The following is a 16548-nucleotide window of genomic DNA, read 5'->3' on the forward strand; positions in this document are numbered from 1 at the left end:
CGCAGGCCCGGCTCACTCCTCGCGCTCACCAGCGTCCTCTCGAAATGCGTACGGCAAGGTAGACCAGGCCACCGGCGAGCCCGCCCAGGCCAGCGACCAGCAGGCTGACAAACCCGATCTCGGTAACCATCCCGGCCATCCTATGCTGGGCCACATGGCCCGCACTCTCGTCGTCAAGGCCACCGCAGGGGCGGACGCCCCGGAGCGGTGCGCGCAGGCATTCACCGTCGCCGCGACGGCGGTAGCGGCCGGGGTGGACGTCTCGCTCTGGCTGACCGGTGAGTCCACCTGGTTCGCGCTGCCCGGTCGCGCCCAGCAGTTCGACCTGCCGCACTCCGCGCCCCTGGCCGAGCTGTTGCACGTCATCCTGACCAGCGGCCGGGTGACCGCCTGCACGCAGTGCGCGGCCCGACGGGAGATCGGCCCGGACGACGTACTCCCCGGGGTCCGGATCGCCGGTGCCGCGGTCTTCGTCGAGGAGGCGTTGGCCGAGGGCGCGCAGGCACTCGTCTACTGACCGCACGGCGGCGGTGGGTCGATCCGAGCGGAGTGCCGATACCGACCCGACATCTCGGACGGCTGCCTACGATTCGGATGTGACCGAGGCGGCGGAGAGGTTCTTCGAGGCACTGCCGTCGCGCGCCGCCGAGGTCCTGGGCGGCCTGGCCGACGGCACCCTCCAGATCGACCTCGGCGAGGACCACCGCACCGAACACTGGCTGGTCCGGATGCGGCCCGGGTCGGTGCAGGTCAGCCGGGGACGCGGCCCGGCCGACGCGATCTGGTACAGCAGCGCCGCCCTCTTCGACCGGCTGATCAGCGGTGAGGCCCAGGGGGTCGCGGCGGTGCTGCGCAACGAGAGCACGTTCAGCGGGAACGTGGTGCTCTTCCTCGCCTTCCGCCGGTTCTTTCCGAACCCGCCCGGCACCCGCGACCCCCGCGAAACGGCCCGTCGAGCAGCCGGGCGACTCAGGTGAAGGACCTCGTCAGCATTCTGGACGGCAACACCTTCCTGGTGAGCGACCGGCGTGGGGACATCGAACCGTCCTACGACTTCCCCACCGGGCTGTTCTCCTTCGACACCCGCTTCCTGTCCAAGTGGGTGCTCACCCTGGACGGCGAACGGCTGCACGCCCTCTCCGTCGACGATGTCGAGTCGTACCGCACCAAGTTCTTCCTCGCCCCCGGCGAACCCACGCACTATCTGGACGCCAAGGCGTCGGTGATCCGCAGCCGGGCGATCGTGGGCAGCTTCGAGGAGGAGCTGACAGTGCTGAACCACCTCGGCGCGGAGGTCGAGTGCACCCTCCGGATCGAGATCGGGGCCGATTTCGCCGACCTGTTCGAGATCAAGAACTCTCGGCAGAAGCGGGGCCGGACCACCGTCACGGTCGCCGAGAACGAGCTGCGGTTGACCTACCGGCGGGAGGCGTTCCACCGGGAGATGGTGGTCAGCAGCACCGCGCCGGCGCAGGTCGACGACACCGGGATGACCTTCCGGATCCGGATCGCCCGCAACGACAGCTGGAGCACCCGGCTGCACGTGTCCAGCGTCGTCTTCGGGGCCCGGGGCGAGGACATCCGGGCCACCCTGCCCTACGGCGGCAGCCGCAGCGCGGACGCCATCCGGGCCGAGCAGCAGGAGCTGATCGACCGGGCGCCGAAGCTCGGCTGCGACTGCGAGCCGCTGGCCGGGGCGTACCGGCGCAGCCTCAACGACCTGGCCGCGTTGCGCTACGAGTCGATCGCCCTGGGCGTACGGCTGATCGCCGCGGGACTCCCCTGGTTCATGACCCTGTTCGGTCGGGACAGCATCATCACCTCGTTGCAGGTGCTGCCGTTCCTGCCGGAGCTGGTCCCGCCGACCATCCTGATGCTGGCCGGGTTGCAGGGGCACCGGGTGGACGACTTCCGGGACGAGGAGCCCGGCAAGATCCTGCACGAGCTGCGGTACGGGGAGACCGCCGGCTTCGAGGAGCAACCTCACTCGCCGTACTACGGGTCGGCCGACTCGACTCCCCTGTTCATCATCCTGCTCGACGAGTACGAGCGGTGGACCGGTGACACCGCACTCGTCCGCAAGCTGGAGCCGCAGGTCCGCGCGGCGTTGCAGTGGATCGACACCTACGGTGACCTGCTCGGCACCGGCTACCTCTGGTACCAGACCCGCAACCCCGAGACCGGCCTGCAGAACCAGTGCTGGAAGGACTCCTGGGACGCCATCTCGTACGCCGACGGTCAGCTGCCCGGCTTCCCCCGGGCAACCTGTGAGTTGCAGGGCTACGCGTACGACGCGAAAGTCCGGGCCGCCCGGCTGGCCCGGACTTTCTGGAACGATCCGGAGTTCGCCGACGAGCTGGAGCGGCAGGCCGCCGACCTCAAACGGCGGTTCGACAGGGACTTCTGGATCGCCGACCGCGAGTACTACGCGCTCGCGCTGGACGCCGACGGCCGGCAGGTGGACGCGCTGACCTCGAACATCGGGCACCTGCTGTGGAGCGGCATCGTGGACGAGTCGCGCGCCGGCAAGGTGGTCGAGCATCTGCTCGGGCCACGACTGTTCTCCGGCTGGGGGGTGCGGACGCTCGCCGCGGACGAGGGGCGGTACAACCCGATCGGCTACCACGTGGGCACCGTCTGGCCGTTCGACAACTCGATCATCGCCTGGGGGTTGTGGCGGTACGGCTTCCGGGAGGAGGCAGGGTTGCTCTGCGACACGATGCTGGCCGCGTCCCGGTACTTCGACGGTCGGCTGCCGGAGGCGTTCGCCGGCTACGCCCGCGACCTCACCGACTACCCGGTGGAGTACCCGACCGCGTGCAGCCCGCAGGCCTGGTCGACAGGCACCCCACTGCTGCTCCTGCGGGTGATGCTGGGGTTGGAGCCGCAGGGCGAGCACCTGATCATCGACCCGGCCGTGCCACCGGGGATGGGCCGGGTCGAGCTGCTGGACATCCCCGGCCGGTGGGGCATGGTCGACGCGTTGGGCCGCAGCCGTGACCCGGAGGACCAGCCGGACGACGGCTGACCCGGGCGGGCCGCCCGGCTCAGCCCGGGCAGCCGACGGTGGCGGCCACTCGGGTGGCGTCCGGGCTGATCTCGGCCAGCACCGTGACGGCACCGCTGCGGTACGCGTACAGCGGGGGTTGGTCCAGCAGTGGGGCGTTGCCGGCCAGCGGGGCGAGTGCGGCAGTCGAGGCCGCCGGGCCGGGACCGTTCGCGGACCATGCGGTACGGGCGAGCCCGCCGCCCGGGCAGGGCGCGATGACCAGCTCCGACGCGGCGTCGCCCGGCCGGTCGAGGGCCCGCAGCGCGGCTGTCAGCGCAGCGGTCTCCGGGCCGCCAACGGTGGCCGGGGGCGGCGTGTAGCCGGCGCCGACCGGCCGGCAACCGGTGTCGACGACCAGTCGCACCCGGCCGTCGACGGTCGGCCGGCCCTCGATGGCCACGAATTCACCGGCGTCGGCGCGCAGCTCGGGGCCGTCCACGCCGGGCCCGACCCCGGCGCGCCAGCTCGCCGGCAGCCGCTCGGCGATGCCGGCCAGCACGGCCCGCTCGTCACCGGCGGACGCGAGCACCCCTACCTCGCGCCGCAGCCTTGCCCCGTCGGCGAACGGGGTTACCCGGCAGCCGGACGCGACCCGCGCGGGGCCCAGTTCCAGCAGACCGGCCGCACCTGCCGCACGGGCCAACTCGCCGACCGCCCGGTCGACCACCGGGCCGGCCTGATCGAGGGAACGCTGTTCGCGCACGGTCGGCGGGTCGTTCCGCACCGATGTCCAGGTGAGCCCGCCCAGCAGCACCGCCCAGGCCACTGTTACGGCCAGCAGCCAACGCCGCCGAGACCGGGCCGGTGTCGGCGCGGCAGGGCCGGCCGAAGAGGCCCAACCCGTCTGGACAGCACCGCTCACCCGGCCATGGTGTCACGCGCCCGCCGCCGGGCCGGCAGCGGAGGCGGTCGGCCCGATGCAGCGACTGCGGGTCAGTGGTCGTTCAGCCGGGGCGGCGGGTCGAGCCGGTAGCCGATGCCTCGCACGGTGTGCACCTGCGGTCCGCCCGGGAGGCCCCGCAGCCTGCGACGAAGCCGTCTGATGGTGGATTGCAGCGCTGCGGTGTCCGCACCGCCCAGCGCGGAGACGCAGAGCCGCTCGTAGCTCCACACCACCAGCGGTGGGCCGATGAGCACTGTGAGCAAGTCCCGTTCGGTGGGGGTCAGCGGGAGCACCTCGCCGCGCCAGGTGACCCGGTGTCCGGCCCGGTCGACGACCAGCTCACCCCACTTCACCAGGCCCCGCGCCTCGGTGAGCGGAAGGACTGTGGAACTGACCGGCGCCGAGCCCGTCGGCGACGACAACAGCTCGCGTAGCTCGGTCAGATCGGAACAGCTGTGCACCGGGGCGCGCCCGTCGAGTTGGCTCAGCACCCGCTCCCGCAGCGACATGTCCGTGCCCACGCAGAGGACGATGGGGACCGCTTCGTCGGACCCGCCGCTTTCATCCCTGAAATCCACCAGTAGATAGTGACGTATGCCGATGGATTTCGGCACCCGCCCCGGCGTGCCGGCGCGCTACGAAGAAACGACCGGGGCCAGCCACCCCCGGGAGGGTGACCGGCCCCGGTCGATCAGAGCAGTGGGTCAGGCGACGGTGACGGCAACCTCGTTGACGCCTCGGCCGGCAGTGACAGCGGTGTCGCCGTTGCCGTGCCGGGACAACGCCCGCAGCGTCCAGGAACCCGGCGCGGCGAAGAACCGGAACTGCCCGGCAGCCGAGGTGACCACCTCGGCGGTGAACTCACCGGTCGAGTCGAGCAGCCGGACGTACGCGCCCGGCACCGGCTCGGCCTCGGCGGAACGGACGATGCCGGTGATGACGGTTTCCTTCTCCAGGTCCAGGCTGGCCGGCAGCGGCGCGGCCTGGTCCGGTGCGGCGCAACCTGCAGCGGTGGGAAGAGTCATGATCAGGCCTCCCCGGGTTCGTCGCCGAGCGCGACCGGCACACCGACCAGCGAGCCGTACTCGGTCCAGGAGCCGTCGTAGTTCTTGACGTTGCGGTGACCCAGCAGCTCCTGGAGCACGAACCAGGTGTGCGACGAGCGCTCGCCGATCCGGCAGTACGCGATGGTCTCCTTGCCGTCGTCGAGCCCCGCGTCGCCGTAGATCTTGCGCAGCTCGTCGTCGGACCGGAAGGTGCCGTCCTCGTTGGCCGCCTTGGACCACGGCACGCTGATGGCGGTGGGAATGTGGCCGGCCCGCTGCGCCTGCTCCTGCGGCAGGTGGGCGGGGGCGAGCAGGCGACCGGCGAACTCGTCGGGGCTGCGCACGTCGACCAGGTTCTTGGTGCCGATCGCGGCGACGACCTCGTCGCGGAAGGCCCGGATGGAGGTGTCCGGCTCCTGCGCGACGTACTGCGTCGCCGGGCGGGACACCGCGTCGGTGACGAGCGGGCGGGCGTCCAGCTCCCACTTCTTGCGGCCGCCGTCGAGCAGCTTCACGTCACGGTGGCCGTAGAGCTTGAAGTACCAGTAGGCGTACGCGGCGAACCAGTTGTTGTTGCCGCCGTACAGGATGACGGTGTCGTCGTTGCTGATGCCCCGCTCGGAGAGCAGCGCCTCGAACTGCGTCTTGTTGACGAAGTCCCGGCGAACCTGGTCCTGGAGGTCGGTCCTCCAGTCAATCTTGATGGCACCGGCGATGTGGCCGGTCTCGTAGGCCGAGGTGTCCTCGTCGACCTCGACGAAGACGACGCCCGGGGCGTCGAGGTTCTTCTCGGCCCACTCGGCCGAAACGAGTGCGGTGTCGCGACTCATCGAATCACTCCCTGGTGAGGATGGATGGTGAGCCAACGCGCGCGAATCGATGGGTGTAACTGTCGCACCACGCGCGGGACCCAGCGGAAGGACGGGATCACGGGTTCGTGCGACGGCGCCGCTGCCGGGCGTTCGGTGGGATAACCGGAGGGTGCGAGAACCCTGTGCCGGTGGCCGCCGTCAGGCGGCCGGAGACAGCCCCGCCGTCAGATGACGGGGCGACACAGGCAGGTGGCCACGCGGCACAGGTCGACCGCGCGCCGTTTGGTGAGGTGGGTCCCCATGGCCAGGGAGCCTACCAGCCAGTGACCGTGCTGCCACTGGGCCGACCACCATCCGGGAATCGCCGGGATCGCCGAGGATTTCGGCGTCCCACCACGCCTCCGGCGTCAGCCAGCGGAGTTGATCGGCACGTTCTTCGCGTCGGCGGTGACCGCCAGCCCTTCCGGCAGTGGACGGACCTCCCGGACCGCGAGCTGGAACGGCAACTCCGGCAGGGGAACGTCGATGGAGATGCTCTTGGCGTAGTTGCTCAGGAAGGCACGAGCCAGCGGCAGGTTCGGCAGACCCGCGGCGTCCAGGTCGTTGAACCGCAGGGCGACAGCGCCGTTGTCGGCGACGGTGACGTCGGCGGTGCCGCTGATGGTGAGCTTCTGACCGAGGATGTCGGCCGGGGCCTTGACGGTGAGCTTGCCGTTCTGCTCGCCGAGGGTGAGACCCGGGCGGTTCAGCAGCGCGGCCAGACTCTCGTAGCTGATCGTGCCGGCACCGTTGACGGTGTCCGCCACGACGTCACCCTGGCCGGTGCGCAGGGTGTCCAGCGAGGCCCGAACGTTGCGGGCGGTCACGTCGAGCACCGGCAGCCGGACGGCGTCGCCCTCGACCGAGGCCTGCACGTCCCGCAGGTTGATGGTGATCCGCTGGTAACGGCCATCCAGCACCTGGGTGAGGAACGGAGTTCCGCCCACCTCCACCTCAGGTGGGGCGGACTGCGCGCCCTGCTTGGCGATCTCCTGGCGTACGCGGTCGCCGATCATCCGCTCGGCGACCCCGACCGCCACCCGATCGGCGACCACCAGCAACGCCGCCAGCAGCAGGAGCAGCACGAACAGCCCGATGAGCAGCTTGCGGCCACGCCGTCGGGGTCGCGCCTGGTCCACCGGATAGTCCTGCGCCACGCCGCCTCCTGTCTCCGCCCGTCGCGCCGCGACGGGTCGTTCGTACCGACGCCGCAGGGCGGCGCATCCGTAGGTACCCGGCCGGCTCAGCGCTCAACCGTGACTCAGAGGAAGAGCATGCACATGGCGTACGCGGCGGGCGCCGCCAGGGCGAAGCCGCCGAGCGGGCCCTGCATGTGCCGGGCCACCCACATCGTGGGCGGTTCGCCGGCCATCAACCGGCCCGCCTCCGCGTACCCCACGGCGAGGTCGGAGAGGACGGCGGTGACCGCCGCGACCAGGCCGATCACGGCGGCCCGGGTCGGCGTGAAGGGAGCCACCAGGTAGCTGCCGAGGAGGGCGCTGGTCAGCGTGCCGACCATCGCGCCGGCCACCACGCCTGCGGCGCCCCGGGGCACCTGCGGGGCGAGCCGGGGCCAGGGCAGCACGGCGTCGGTGAGCCGGGCGACGGTGAGCGCGACACCGCTCGCGGTCAGGCAGACGGTTATCGCCTGGGTGCCGGCCGGGATCCGGCTGAGCACGATCAGGGTGCCGAAGGCCACCACCCCGACCACGATGAGCAGCGTGGCACCGAGGGAGTCGGTGACCCGGACCCGGTCGACCCGACGAACCAGCTGGCCGAGCACGGCGGCGAGGAACCCGCCGGCGGCCAGGTAGCCCAGTGGCGCCAGGCCGGCGACGTCGGTCTGCACCGCGGCGATGTCGGCCAGCGCCGCGACCACGGCGCTGATCCCGGCGACCACCAACAGCGCGGGCGGACGCATGGCCATCGTCCAGGCGAGCACGAACAGCAGTTGGACGCCGAAGATGATGAAGGCGAACGGCAGCCGGTGACCGGGGCCCGACGTCTGCGCGCCGAGCACCAGGCCGACACCGAGCAGCGCGGCGAAGCCGGCGATGGTCAGCGCCAGTTGACGGTGCACCGCGACCGGGGGGATGACCTCCTCTTCCGGCTCGTCGATCTCTTCTTCGGATCGGCGGGCCGGCTCGCCGGCGCGACGGGCACGGCGAGGCCCACCCCGTTCGCGGCGGTCGCCATCGGTGGTGGCCGGACCGGTACGCGGCGCGGGCGGTTGGCCGCGCGTCGCTGCGGCGGCCGGACCCGGTTGGGGCCCTGCGGGCCACGATTCGCGGCCGGCCTCGGGCGAGGTGGAGGGAAACACGACCCGATCGTGCCAGACCGACGGCCCGACGCGGTGGTCACGGGTTTCAGCGACGTTAAAATCCGGGCCACGATCAGGGGCAAGGTAGACAAACGGGAAATGGCCTGACGGCGCGGCCGAGGCGATCGGTTAGGCTCAACGCGTTACCCGCCCGTCAGCGACGCCGGGACCACGCAATTTCTCAGCGCACTCCTTGATGAGTGCGACTGGTCGCGTGCGGCCTCGCGCCGCCGGGACGGAGGTGATCGTGGAGATCCTGCTGCTGGTGACCGCGCGCGCAGGAGAACCGTCGGCTGTACTGCCGGCGCTCGACCTGCTGCCGCACTCGGTCCGCACCGCGCCGCGTGATGTTCGCACCCTGGTCGCGGGCCCCAGCCCGGACGCGGTGATGGTGGACGCCCGATCGGAGTTGAGCGAGGCCCGTGCGACCTGCCGGATGTTGCACGCCACCGGGCTCGGCGTGCCGCTGGTCGCGGTGGTGACCGAGGCCGGCCTGATCGCACTCAACGCCGACTGGGGCGTCGACGACGTCATCCTCGCCTCGGCCGGCCCCGCCGAGGTCGAGGCACGGCTGCGGCTGGCGGTGGGCCGGCTCAGCAACGCGACCGCTGGCGCGGGTGGCTCGATCCGGGCCGGCGAGCTGACCATCGACCCGGATACCTACGCGGCCAAGCTCAAGGGCCGTCCGCTCGACCTCACCTACAAGGAGTTCGAGCTGCTGAAGTTCCTGGCCCAGCACCCGGGCCGGGTGTTCACCCGGGACCAGCTCCTGCGCGAGGTCTGGGGCTACGACTACTTCGGCGGCACCCGCACGGTGGACGTGCACGTCCGGCGACTGCGCGCCAAGCTCGGCTCGGAGTACGAGTCGATGATCGGCACCGTCCGCCAGGTCGGCTACAAGTTCGTCGTTCCGCCGTCGCGGTCGCTTCCCGAGGCGGAGCACGCGCCCCTGCCGGTCTGATCCAAAGACCACTACGGGCGATTTCCCATATGCCCTTTTTGCGCAGCTTGGCAGCTCTATTCTGACTGCCGGGTTTGTCGGAGAAAGGGGCGATGGTGCGCGCACTGCACACGGGGGCGACGGGCCGGCGTAACCGGCAAGCCAGGCGGAAGTCGTGACGCGGGGCAGCTCCACCGCGCGGGCGGCGGGGATCGTGACGCTGGTGGTGGCGGGGCTGCTCGGCTCCGCGTACGTGCTGGGCCGCAGCCTCGTCCCCGACCAGACGCCTCGGCAGTCCACCGGTGTCACCACGAGCGCCGACGGACCGCACTACGCCGACCAGCCCAGCGCTGGCGAGCCGGGCGCAGCCCCGAGCAGCAGCGCCGGCCCGGCCGAGGCCGGCCAGGACGGGTCCGGACGGGACGCCGGAGGCGACAACCTGTTCGGCGCGCACGCCACGACCGGCACCCCGAGGCTCGCGCTGACATTCGACGACGGGCCGGACCCGCGCTACACGCCGCAGGTCCTCGACCTCCTGCGCGAATACGACGTGCGGGCCACGTTCTGCGTGGTCGGCGAGAACGCGCAGAACCACCCCGAACTGGTCCAGTCGATCGTGGACGCCGGGCACACCCTGTGCAACCACTCCTGGCACCACGATGTCGGCCTGGGCGCCCGGTCGGCCGACGCGATCCGCTCCGACCTCCTGCGCACCAACGCGGCGATCCGGGCGGCGGTGCCGAACGCCCCGATCGTCTGGTACCGCCAGCCGGGCGGAGCCTGGACGTACCCGGTGGTGTCGGTGGCGCAGCAGCTCGGCATGACCCCGCTGCACTGGTCGGTGGATCCGTCGGACTGGGAGCTACCCGGTGCCAACAAGATCACCGCGACGGTGCTGAGCCAGGCCGAACCGGGCTCGGTGGTGCTGCTGCACGACGCCGGTGGGGACCGGCAGGGCACGGTGGAGGCACTGCGCCGGATCCTGCCCGACCTGACCGCCCGGTTCGATCTGGAGGCACTCCCCACCGACCCGACGTGAGCCGCAGCTTTACGGCGACGCTCCGGGCGTCACGACACGCAACGGATACGGTGGCGGGATGAGCAGCGCGGAGCCGACCAGCGACCAGGTGACCCGGAGCGACCAACTGGCGCCGACGGAGATCGCCGACGTACTCGCCCTCGCCAGCGCCGCAGGTGACACGGACGGAGCGGACCCGCTCGACGAACACGTCCTGCTGCGGCTGCGCGACCCCGACGCCCCCGCCGTTCATCTGATCGCCCGCGCCGACGACGGCACCCTCACCGGGTACGCGCACCTGGACACCACCGACCCGGTCGGCGGGATCGGGGTCGAACTGGTGGTGCACCCCGCGTACCGGCGGCGGGGCACCGGGCGGGCGCTCGCCCGGGGCGTCCTCGCCTCGGCCACCGGGCCGCTGCGGGCGTGGGCGCACGGCGACCACCCCTCGGCCGCCGCGCTCGCCGTCGACCTCGGCTTCGCCCGCGCCCGGGTGCTCTGGCAGTTGCGCCGGCCGTTGGCGGCCCCGCTGGGTGAGCCGCGCCTGCCCGACGGGGTGACGCTGCGTGCGTTCCGGCCCGGGGTGGACGACGCCGCCTGGTTGGCCCTCAACGCACGGGCCTTCGCCGAGCACCCCGAGCAGGGCCGGTGGACGTCGGACGACCTGCGGGTCCGCCTCGCCGAGCCGTGGTTCGACCCGGCGGGCTTCCTGCTCGCCGAGGAGAGCGCGACCGGCCGACTGCTCGGCTTCCACTGGACCAAGGTGCACGAGCGGCCGGGGTCGGCCCGGATCGGCGAGGTGTACGTCCTGGGGGTGGAGCCGACCGCGCACGGTGGCGGGCTCGGCCGGGCCCTGACCACCGCCGGACTGGCACACCTGCGGGACAAGCGTGGCCTCGACCGGGTGATGCTCTTCGTGGACGACTCGAACACCGGGGCCGTCGCGCTCTACGAGCGGCTGGGCTTCGCCCGCTGGTCCGCGCACATCAACTACCACCTGGGCTGACCGTCGGCCGCCGCTCCGAGCGCGTCACCGACGGGTAACGGCCGAGCGTCGGCGGGATAACGCCGAACCAGAAATATGCCCATACTTCCGACAGGTGTACCCGGGTTCATTTAACGGACAACTCACCCTCGGCAAGCGGTCACCTCAGGTGCCGTACGTGTTCACCTTGCGTTCACTTGCGACCGGCGAACCGGCTACCTGGCACTTCTAACTTTCGTGTCAGCCGGTCAGTGCCGGTCCTCGGGCCCCGGGATCGGGGCGCCAAGTCAGACGCGAAGGGAAACCCCTCAGGTGAAGCTCCAGCGGTACGGCACTATTGCCTGCCTCGCTCTTGCCGCGACGCTCGGCCTCAGTGCATGCGGCTCGGACAACAACGAGCCCGCCTCCGGCGCGAGTGCTTCGGGCTCGGCCGCCGCGGTCGACTGCGCTACCGGCACGCTGAACGCCCAGGGCTCGTCGGCGCAGAAGAACGCCATGGCCGAGTGGATCAAGGCGTACCAGCAGAAGTGCCAGGGCACCACGATCAACTACGAGGCTTCCGGCTCGGGCGCCGGCATCCAGGCGTTCATCGCCGGGACCGCTGACTTCGCCGGTTCCGACTCCGCGCTCAAGCCGGAGGAGCAGCCGCAGGCGGACGCCAAGTGCGTCGGTGGCAAGGCCATCCACCTGCCGATGGTGATCGGCCCGGTGGCCGTCGCCTACAACGTCAGCGGCGTGGACAACCTCCAGCTCAAGCCGGCCACCCTGGCGAAGATCTTCGCCGGCAAGGTCACCAAGTGGGACGACGCCACGATCAAGGCCGACAACCCGGACGCCAAGCTCCCGGCGACCACGATTCAGACCGTCCACCGTTCGGACGAGTCGGGCACCACCGACAACTTCACCAAGTACCTCTCGAAGACCGCTGAGAGCGACTGGACCCTGGGCAACGCCAAGGCGTGGAAGGCACCGGGCGGCACCGGCGCCAAGGGCTCGGACGGCGTGGCCAGCCGGGTCAAGGGCGCGGACGGCTCCATCGGCTACATGGAGTGGTCGTTCGCCGAGAACGCCGGTCTGAAGATGTCGAAGATCGGCAACGGCAACGGCGAGTTCGCCGCGCTGACCGCCGAGGCGGCAGGCAAGACCATCGCTGGCGCTGCCATCGAGGGTCAGGGCGACGACCTCAAGCTGAAGATCGACTACAACACCAAGGAGGCCGGGGCCTACCCGATCGTCCTGGCGACGTACGAGATCGTCTGCAGCAAGGGCCTCGCGGCCGACAAGCTGAAGCTGGTCAAGGGCCTGCTGGGCCACGCCGCCAGTGCCGAGGGCCAGGCCTCTCTCACCGAGCTGGGCTACGCCCCGCTGCCGGAGACGGTCCGCACCAAGGTCGAGACCGCGGTCAAGAACCTCTCCTGACCCGATTCCACACCTCCGCAATCGAATCGAGCGAGCAGATGGGTGAAACCCCTCACCGCTCGGCCGACGCCGGCACCGGCGGGACGCGCGTGACCCAGAGTCACGAGTGGCCCGCCGGTGCCTCGGCGCGTGTGGCCGAGGCACCAGTCAGCACCCGTTCCCCGGGCGGCACCGGGCTGGGCGGCGGCGGCGCGCTGCCGCGCAGCCGTAAGTTCGGTGCCGAGCGGGCCTTCCGCGGTCTCACACTGGCCGCCGGCACCGCCGTTCTGGTCATCATCGCCGCCATCGCGATCTTCCTGGTCGCCAAGGCGGTGCCGGCCCTACGCGCCAACACCGAAAACTTCTGGTCCTACGAGGGCTGGTCCCCCAACGAGACAGAGCCGAAGTTCGGCATCGGTGCGCTCGCCTTCGGCACCGTGCTCAGCTCTGCGCTCGCACTGCTCATCGCGGTGCCGGTGGCGCTCGGCATCGCGCTCTACCTCTCGCACTACGCGCCGCGCCGGTTGGGCACCGCGCTCGGCTTCCTGGTCGACCTGCTGGCCGCCGTACCGAGCGTGGTCTTCGGCCTCTGGGGGCGGGACGTCTTCAGCAGCCCCGTCCGGGACTTCTCGGTCTGGCTGAACCAGCACTTCGGCTGGATCCCGCTCTTCGGCGGCGACGGCCCCTTCGGGGCGTCCGTCATGCTCGGCGCCCTGGTGCTCGCGATCATGGTGCTGCCGATCATCACCTCGCTCTCCCGCGAGGTGTTCCTCCAGACCCCCACCGCGAACGAGGAGGCCGCCCTCGCCCTGGGCGCCACCCGCTGGGAGATGCTCCGCACCGCGGTGCTGCCCTACGGCCGTCCCGGCATCATCGCCGCGATGATGCTCGGCCTCGGCCGGGCGCTCGGCGAGACCATCGCCCTGGCGCTGACCCTCGGCATCACCTTCGGCATCTCGTTCAACCTGATCCAGAACGGCGGCAACACCATCGCCGCCAACATCGCCAACGCGTTCGGCGAGGCGAACGAGACCGGCCGGGGCGCGCTCATCGCCTCCGGCCTGGTGCTGTTCACCATCACGCTGATCGTCAACATCACGGCGCGGGCGATCATCTACCGCCGCCGGGAGTTCACGGAGTCGGCCGCATGACCACAACCGCCACCTCCCACCGCACCCGGCCGCCGGCCCAACCCGACTCGCTGCGGGCCAAGCGGCTGCCCTGGTACGCCGCCCCGGCCATCGCCGTGGCGGCCCTGGCGCTCTCCGCCGTGCTCGTCTACGGCACCAGCATCGGCGGCCCGGTCCTCGTGGTCGTCCTCGGTGCGATCCTCTACCTGGTCGGGCTCTTCGCCGCCGCCAACGCGGTCGAGGGGCGCCGGTCGGCCCGCAACCGCACCTGGAGCGCGCTGATCCACTCCGCCTTCGTGCTGGCGGTACTGCCGCTCGTGTCGGTGGTCTGGACGCTGGTCAGCAAGGGCGCCGACCGACTGGACGTCAACTTCTTCCAGACCTCGATGAACAACATCGGGGCCCGGGACGCCAACGGCGGCGCGTACCACGCGATCGTCGGCACGCTGGAGCAGGTCGGCATCGCCACCCTGATCACCGTCCCGCTCGGCGTTCTCTGCGCGATCTACATCGTCGAGTACGGGCGCGGCAAGTTCGCCTTCGCGATCCGGTTCTTCGTGGACGTGATGACCGGCATTCCGTCGATCGTCTCCGGCCTCTTCGTGCTGGCGTTCTGGGTGCTGATCGTGTCGCCGTGGTTCAACGACGGTCGGCCCAGCTTCTCCGGCTTCGCCGCCGCGCTCGCGCTGAGCGTGCTCATGCTGCCCACCATCGTCCGGTCCACCGAGGAGATGCTCCGCCTCGTACCGGCGCCACTGCGTGAGGGCGCGTACGCGCTCGGCGTACCCAAGTGGAAGACCATCCTGCGGGTGGTCCTGCCGACGGCGCTGCCCGGCATCGTCACCGGCGTCATGCTCGCCATCGCCCGCGCGGCCGGTGAGACCGCGCCGGTGCTGCTGGTCGCCGGCGGTGGCGCCGCGATCAACACCAACCCCTTCGAGAACAACCAGTCGTCGCTGTCCCTCTTCGTCTACCAGCAGGCCGGTGACGCGTCGAAATACGCCCCGGCACGGGCGTGGACCGCGGCACTCACCCTGGTCGCCCTCGTGCTCATCCTGACGATCGCGGCGAAGCTGCTGGCCCGTCGCAACAGGCTCAGCCGATGAACCCCGGAGGTACCACCATGGCCAAGCGCGTCTCCGCCTCGAACGTCACCGCGTACTACGGCGGCTTCAAGGCGATCGAGAACATCAACCTGACGGTCGAACCGAAGACGGTCACCGCCCTCATCGGGCCGTCCGGTTGCGGCAAGTCGACGTTCCTGCGGTCGATCAACCGGATGCACGAGGTGCTGCCGGGGGCCCGGGTCGAGGGCAGCCTGACCATCGACGACCAGGACATCTACGACCGGGACGTGGACGTCACAGCGGTCCGGCGCACCATCGGCATGGTCTTCCAGCGGCCGAACCCGTTCCCCACCATGAGCATCTTCGAGAACGTGGTGGCCGGGCTGAAGCTCAACGGAGTCCGCAAGAAGTCGATCCTGGAGGACGCGGCCGAGAAGGCCCTGCGCGCCGCGAACCTGTGGGGCGAGGTGAAGGACCGGCTGGGCAAGCCCGGCGCGGGCCTCTCCGGCGGTCAGCAGCAGCGGCTCTGCATCGCCCGGACCATCGCGGTCGAGCCGCAGGTCGTCCTGATGGACGAGCCGTGCTCCGCCCTGGACCCGATCTCCACGCTGGCGATCGAGGACCTGATGTTCCAGCTCAAGGACAAGTTCACGATCATCATCGTGACGCACAACATGCAGCAGGCAGCGCGTGTCTCGGACCGGACCGCCTTCTTCTCGATCGAGAAGACCGGCGACCCGGGCCGGCTGATCGAGTACGACAACACCCAGAAGATCTTCAGCAACCCGAGCGTGAAGAAGACCGAGGACTACATCACCGGCCGCTTCGGCTGAGCCGACCACGTCCGGTCACCGGCGCCCCGCCTCCCGGCGTGGGCGCCGGTGCCATATCCGGCGCAGCGGCAGGGCCCGTGGTCAGCCCAGGACGAAGCGGGGTTCGCCGTCCGGGGGCAGGTCCAGGCGCGGGGTGACCGGGCTGGCGGCGTCTCGATCGGCCGCCGCCCGCGCCACCCCGGCCAGGTCGCCGGCCGCCGCCACCTGGGCCAGCGTGACCACTGTCGGTGGCAGCATGGTCAGCTCGCCGGCCTGCGCGCGGGCCAGCGCGTCCGCCGGCCGGATCCACAGGGTGTGGTCGGCCTCTCCGGAGACGTCGCGGGTCCGCTGGCCCGCCGGCAACAGGGCGATGAAGAAGTACGTGTCGAAGCGGCGCGGCTCGAACTCGGGAGTGATCCACCGGCTCCACGGCAGCAGCAGGTCCGAGCGGAGGGTGAGCTGACGGTCGGCGAGCAGCGCCGCGAAGCCCAGCCGCCGTCCCTCCAGGTCCTGCCGGGCCGCCTCCCAGTCGTCGCCGCTGACGTCGCCCACCACGGTTTCCCGGTTCGGACCGGCGAGCAGCACACCGGCCTCCTCGAAGACCTCCCGCGCGGCGGCGCAGACCACCGCCTGCGCGGCCTGCGGGGCCACTCCGAGCCGGTCCGCCCATTCGCCCGGCGTCGGGCCGGCCCAGTCCAGGTGCGCCTCCGAGTCGGAGCGGTCCACCCCGCCTCCGGGGAAGGCGTACATCCCGCCGAAGGTCATCGCGGCGACCCGGCGGATGACGTACACCTCGAAGTCGGCGTCGGTTGGACGCAGCAGCAGCACTGTGGCGGCGACCCGCGGCGTCGCCGGGGTGCCACCCTCGGCCTGGAACCGGCGGGCGTGCTCGACCAGGGCGGCCGGGGCGGCGAAGCCGTCACTGTCGATCGTCATGCCCGCGAGCCTAGTTCCCGACAGCGCGATTGCCTGCCGCGCGCCAAGCCACGAAGCGGTCGGCTCGGTCGGGGCCCGGTCCACGACTCGTCGGGCCCGGTCCACGACCCGGC

Annotated in this window: 19 protein-coding genes; 10 read left to right on the plus strand and 9 right to left on the minus strand. The window is 71.2% G+C overall.

Annotation, left to right across the window (positions count from 1 at the left end; translation table 11 throughout):
• Positions 1 to 25 precede the first annotated feature (25 nt).
• Positions 26 to 130, minus strand: a complete 105-nt coding sequence (gene mtfM, locus MED15_RS34550; protein WP_030327764.1) for a small membrane protein MtfM — start codon at positions 128 to 130, stop codon at positions 26 to 28.
• Between the two features lie 12 nt (positions 131 to 142).
• Between mtfM and MED15_RS09575 the strand changes: the two genes are divergently transcribed.
• From MED15_RS09575 to MED15_RS09585, 3 genes are all read left to right on the plus strand, one after another.
• On the plus strand, positions 143 to 517 hold the full coding sequence (locus MED15_RS09575) for a DsrE family protein (protein WP_112584197.1): 375 nt from the start codon (positions 143 to 145) through the stop codon (positions 515 to 517).
• A gap of 79 nt (positions 518 to 596) precedes the next feature.
• Positions 597 to 977 carry an SCP2 sterol-binding domain-containing protein gene (locus MED15_RS09580; RefSeq protein ID WP_112584196.1) on the plus strand — a complete coding sequence of 127 codons (381 nt, stop codon included), beginning with the start codon at positions 597 to 599 and terminating at the stop codon, positions 975 to 977.
• Entirely contained in the window at positions 974 to 3028 is a 2055-nt protein-coding gene (locus tag MED15_RS09585; RefSeq protein ID WP_112584195.1) for an amylo-alpha-1,6-glucosidase, read from the plus strand. Before MED15_RS09580 ends, MED15_RS09585 begins: the two co-directional genes overlap by 4 nt.
• A 19-nt stretch (positions 3029 to 3047) precedes the next feature.
• On the opposite strand, the gene MED15_RS09590 is transcribed toward MED15_RS09585, so the two are convergent.
• The 7 genes from MED15_RS09590 to MED15_RS09615 all read right to left on the minus strand — a co-directional run bounded on the left by MED15_RS09590 (position 3048) and on the right by MED15_RS09615 (position 8149).
• A complete protein-coding gene (locus MED15_RS09590) occupies positions 3048 to 3911 on the minus strand; it encodes a hypothetical protein (protein WP_112584194.1) in 864 nt (287 codons plus the stop codon).
• 71 nt (positions 3912 to 3982) lie between these two features.
• Positions 3983 to 4441 (minus strand): winged helix-turn-helix domain-containing protein, encoded by a 459-nt coding sequence (locus MED15_RS09595; protein WP_112584193.1) that lies wholly within the window; start codon positions 4439 to 4441, stop codon positions 3983 to 3985.
• 195 nt (positions 4442 to 4636) lie between these two features.
• On the minus strand, positions 4637 to 4957 hold the full coding sequence (locus MED15_RS09600; protein WP_091402852.1) for a DUF1416 domain-containing protein: 321 nt from the start codon (positions 4955 to 4957) through the stop codon (positions 4637 to 4639).
• Between the two features lie 2 nt (positions 4958 to 4959).
• Entirely contained in the window at positions 4960 to 5808 is an 849-nt protein-coding gene (locus MED15_RS09605; protein ID WP_112584191.1) for a sulfurtransferase, read from the minus strand.
• A 206-nt stretch (positions 5809 to 6014) separates the two neighbouring features.
• Positions 6015 to 6092 carry an Ms5788A family Cys-rich leader peptide gene (locus tag MED15_RS34680; RefSeq protein WP_310503780.1) on the minus strand — a complete coding sequence of 26 codons (78 nt, stop codon included), beginning with the start codon at positions 6090 to 6092 and terminating at the stop codon, positions 6015 to 6017.
• Between the two features lie 105 nt (positions 6093 to 6197).
• The gene (locus tag MED15_RS09610) at positions 6198 to 6986 is read right to left on the minus strand and encodes an LmeA family phospholipid-binding protein (protein ID WP_112606123.1); all 789 of its coding nucleotides are present in this window, start codon (positions 6984 to 6986) and stop codon (positions 6198 to 6200) included.
• A gap of 104 nt (positions 6987 to 7090) precedes the next feature.
• On the minus strand, positions 7091 to 8149 hold the full coding sequence (locus tag MED15_RS09615; protein ID WP_112584189.1) for a hypothetical protein: 1059 nt from the start codon (positions 8147 to 8149) through the stop codon (positions 7091 to 7093).
• Positions 8150 to 8390: 241 nt separating this feature from the next.
• Between MED15_RS09615 and MED15_RS09620 the strand changes: the two genes are divergently transcribed.
• From MED15_RS09620 to pstB, 7 genes are all read left to right on the plus strand, one after another.
• On the plus strand, positions 8391 to 9110 hold the full coding sequence (locus MED15_RS09620) for a winged helix-turn-helix transcriptional regulator (protein WP_181518701.1): 720 nt from the start codon (positions 8391 to 8393) through the stop codon (positions 9108 to 9110).
• Between the two features lie 154 nt (positions 9111 to 9264).
• The gene (locus MED15_RS09625) at positions 9265 to 10128 is read left to right on the plus strand and encodes a polysaccharide deacetylase family protein (RefSeq protein ID WP_112735389.1); all 864 of its coding nucleotides are present in this window, start codon (positions 9265 to 9267) and stop codon (positions 10126 to 10128) included.
• Positions 10129 to 10186: 58 nt separating this feature from the next.
• Positions 10187 to 11113: a mycothiol synthase gene (gene mshD / locus MED15_RS09630; RefSeq protein ID WP_112606117.1), complete on the plus strand. Its 927-nt coding sequence runs from the start codon at positions 10187 to 10189 to the stop codon at positions 11111 to 11113.
• A gap of 291 nt (positions 11114 to 11404) precedes the next feature.
• Positions 11405 to 12511 carry a phosphate ABC transporter substrate-binding protein PstS gene (gene pstS / locus MED15_RS09635; RefSeq protein ID WP_112584186.1) on the plus strand — a complete coding sequence of 369 codons (1107 nt, stop codon included), beginning with the start codon at positions 11405 to 11407 and terminating at the stop codon, positions 12509 to 12511.
• A 38-nt stretch (positions 12512 to 12549) separates the two neighbouring features.
• Positions 12550 to 13641 carry a phosphate ABC transporter permease subunit PstC gene (gene pstC, locus MED15_RS09640; RefSeq protein WP_112606114.1) on the plus strand — a complete coding sequence of 364 codons (1092 nt, stop codon included), beginning with the start codon at positions 12550 to 12552 and terminating at the stop codon, positions 13639 to 13641.
• Positions 13638 to 14726 (plus strand): phosphate ABC transporter permease PstA, encoded by a 1089-nt coding sequence (gene pstA, locus MED15_RS09645; RefSeq protein ID WP_112584184.1) that lies wholly within the window; start codon positions 13638 to 13640, stop codon positions 14724 to 14726. The genes pstC and pstA overlap by 4 nt, the downstream gene beginning before the upstream one ends.
• Positions 14727 to 14743: 17 nt before the next feature.
• A complete protein-coding gene (pstB, locus tag MED15_RS09650) occupies positions 14744 to 15520 on the plus strand; it encodes a phosphate ABC transporter ATP-binding protein PstB (protein WP_112584183.1) in 777 nt (258 codons plus the stop codon).
• Between the two features lie 81 nt (positions 15521 to 15601).
• Here pstB and MED15_RS09655 read toward each other — a convergent pair whose 3' ends face one another.
• Positions 15602 to 16435 (minus strand): NUDIX hydrolase, encoded by an 834-nt coding sequence (locus MED15_RS09655; RefSeq protein WP_091402863.1) that lies wholly within the window; start codon positions 16433 to 16435, stop codon positions 15602 to 15604.
• Positions 16436 to 16548 lie beyond the last annotated feature (113 nt).

This window comes from Micromonospora noduli (genome assembly GCF_003264475.1).
Lineage (GTDB): Bacteria > Actinomycetota > Actinomycetes > Mycobacteriales > Micromonosporaceae > Micromonospora > Micromonospora noduli.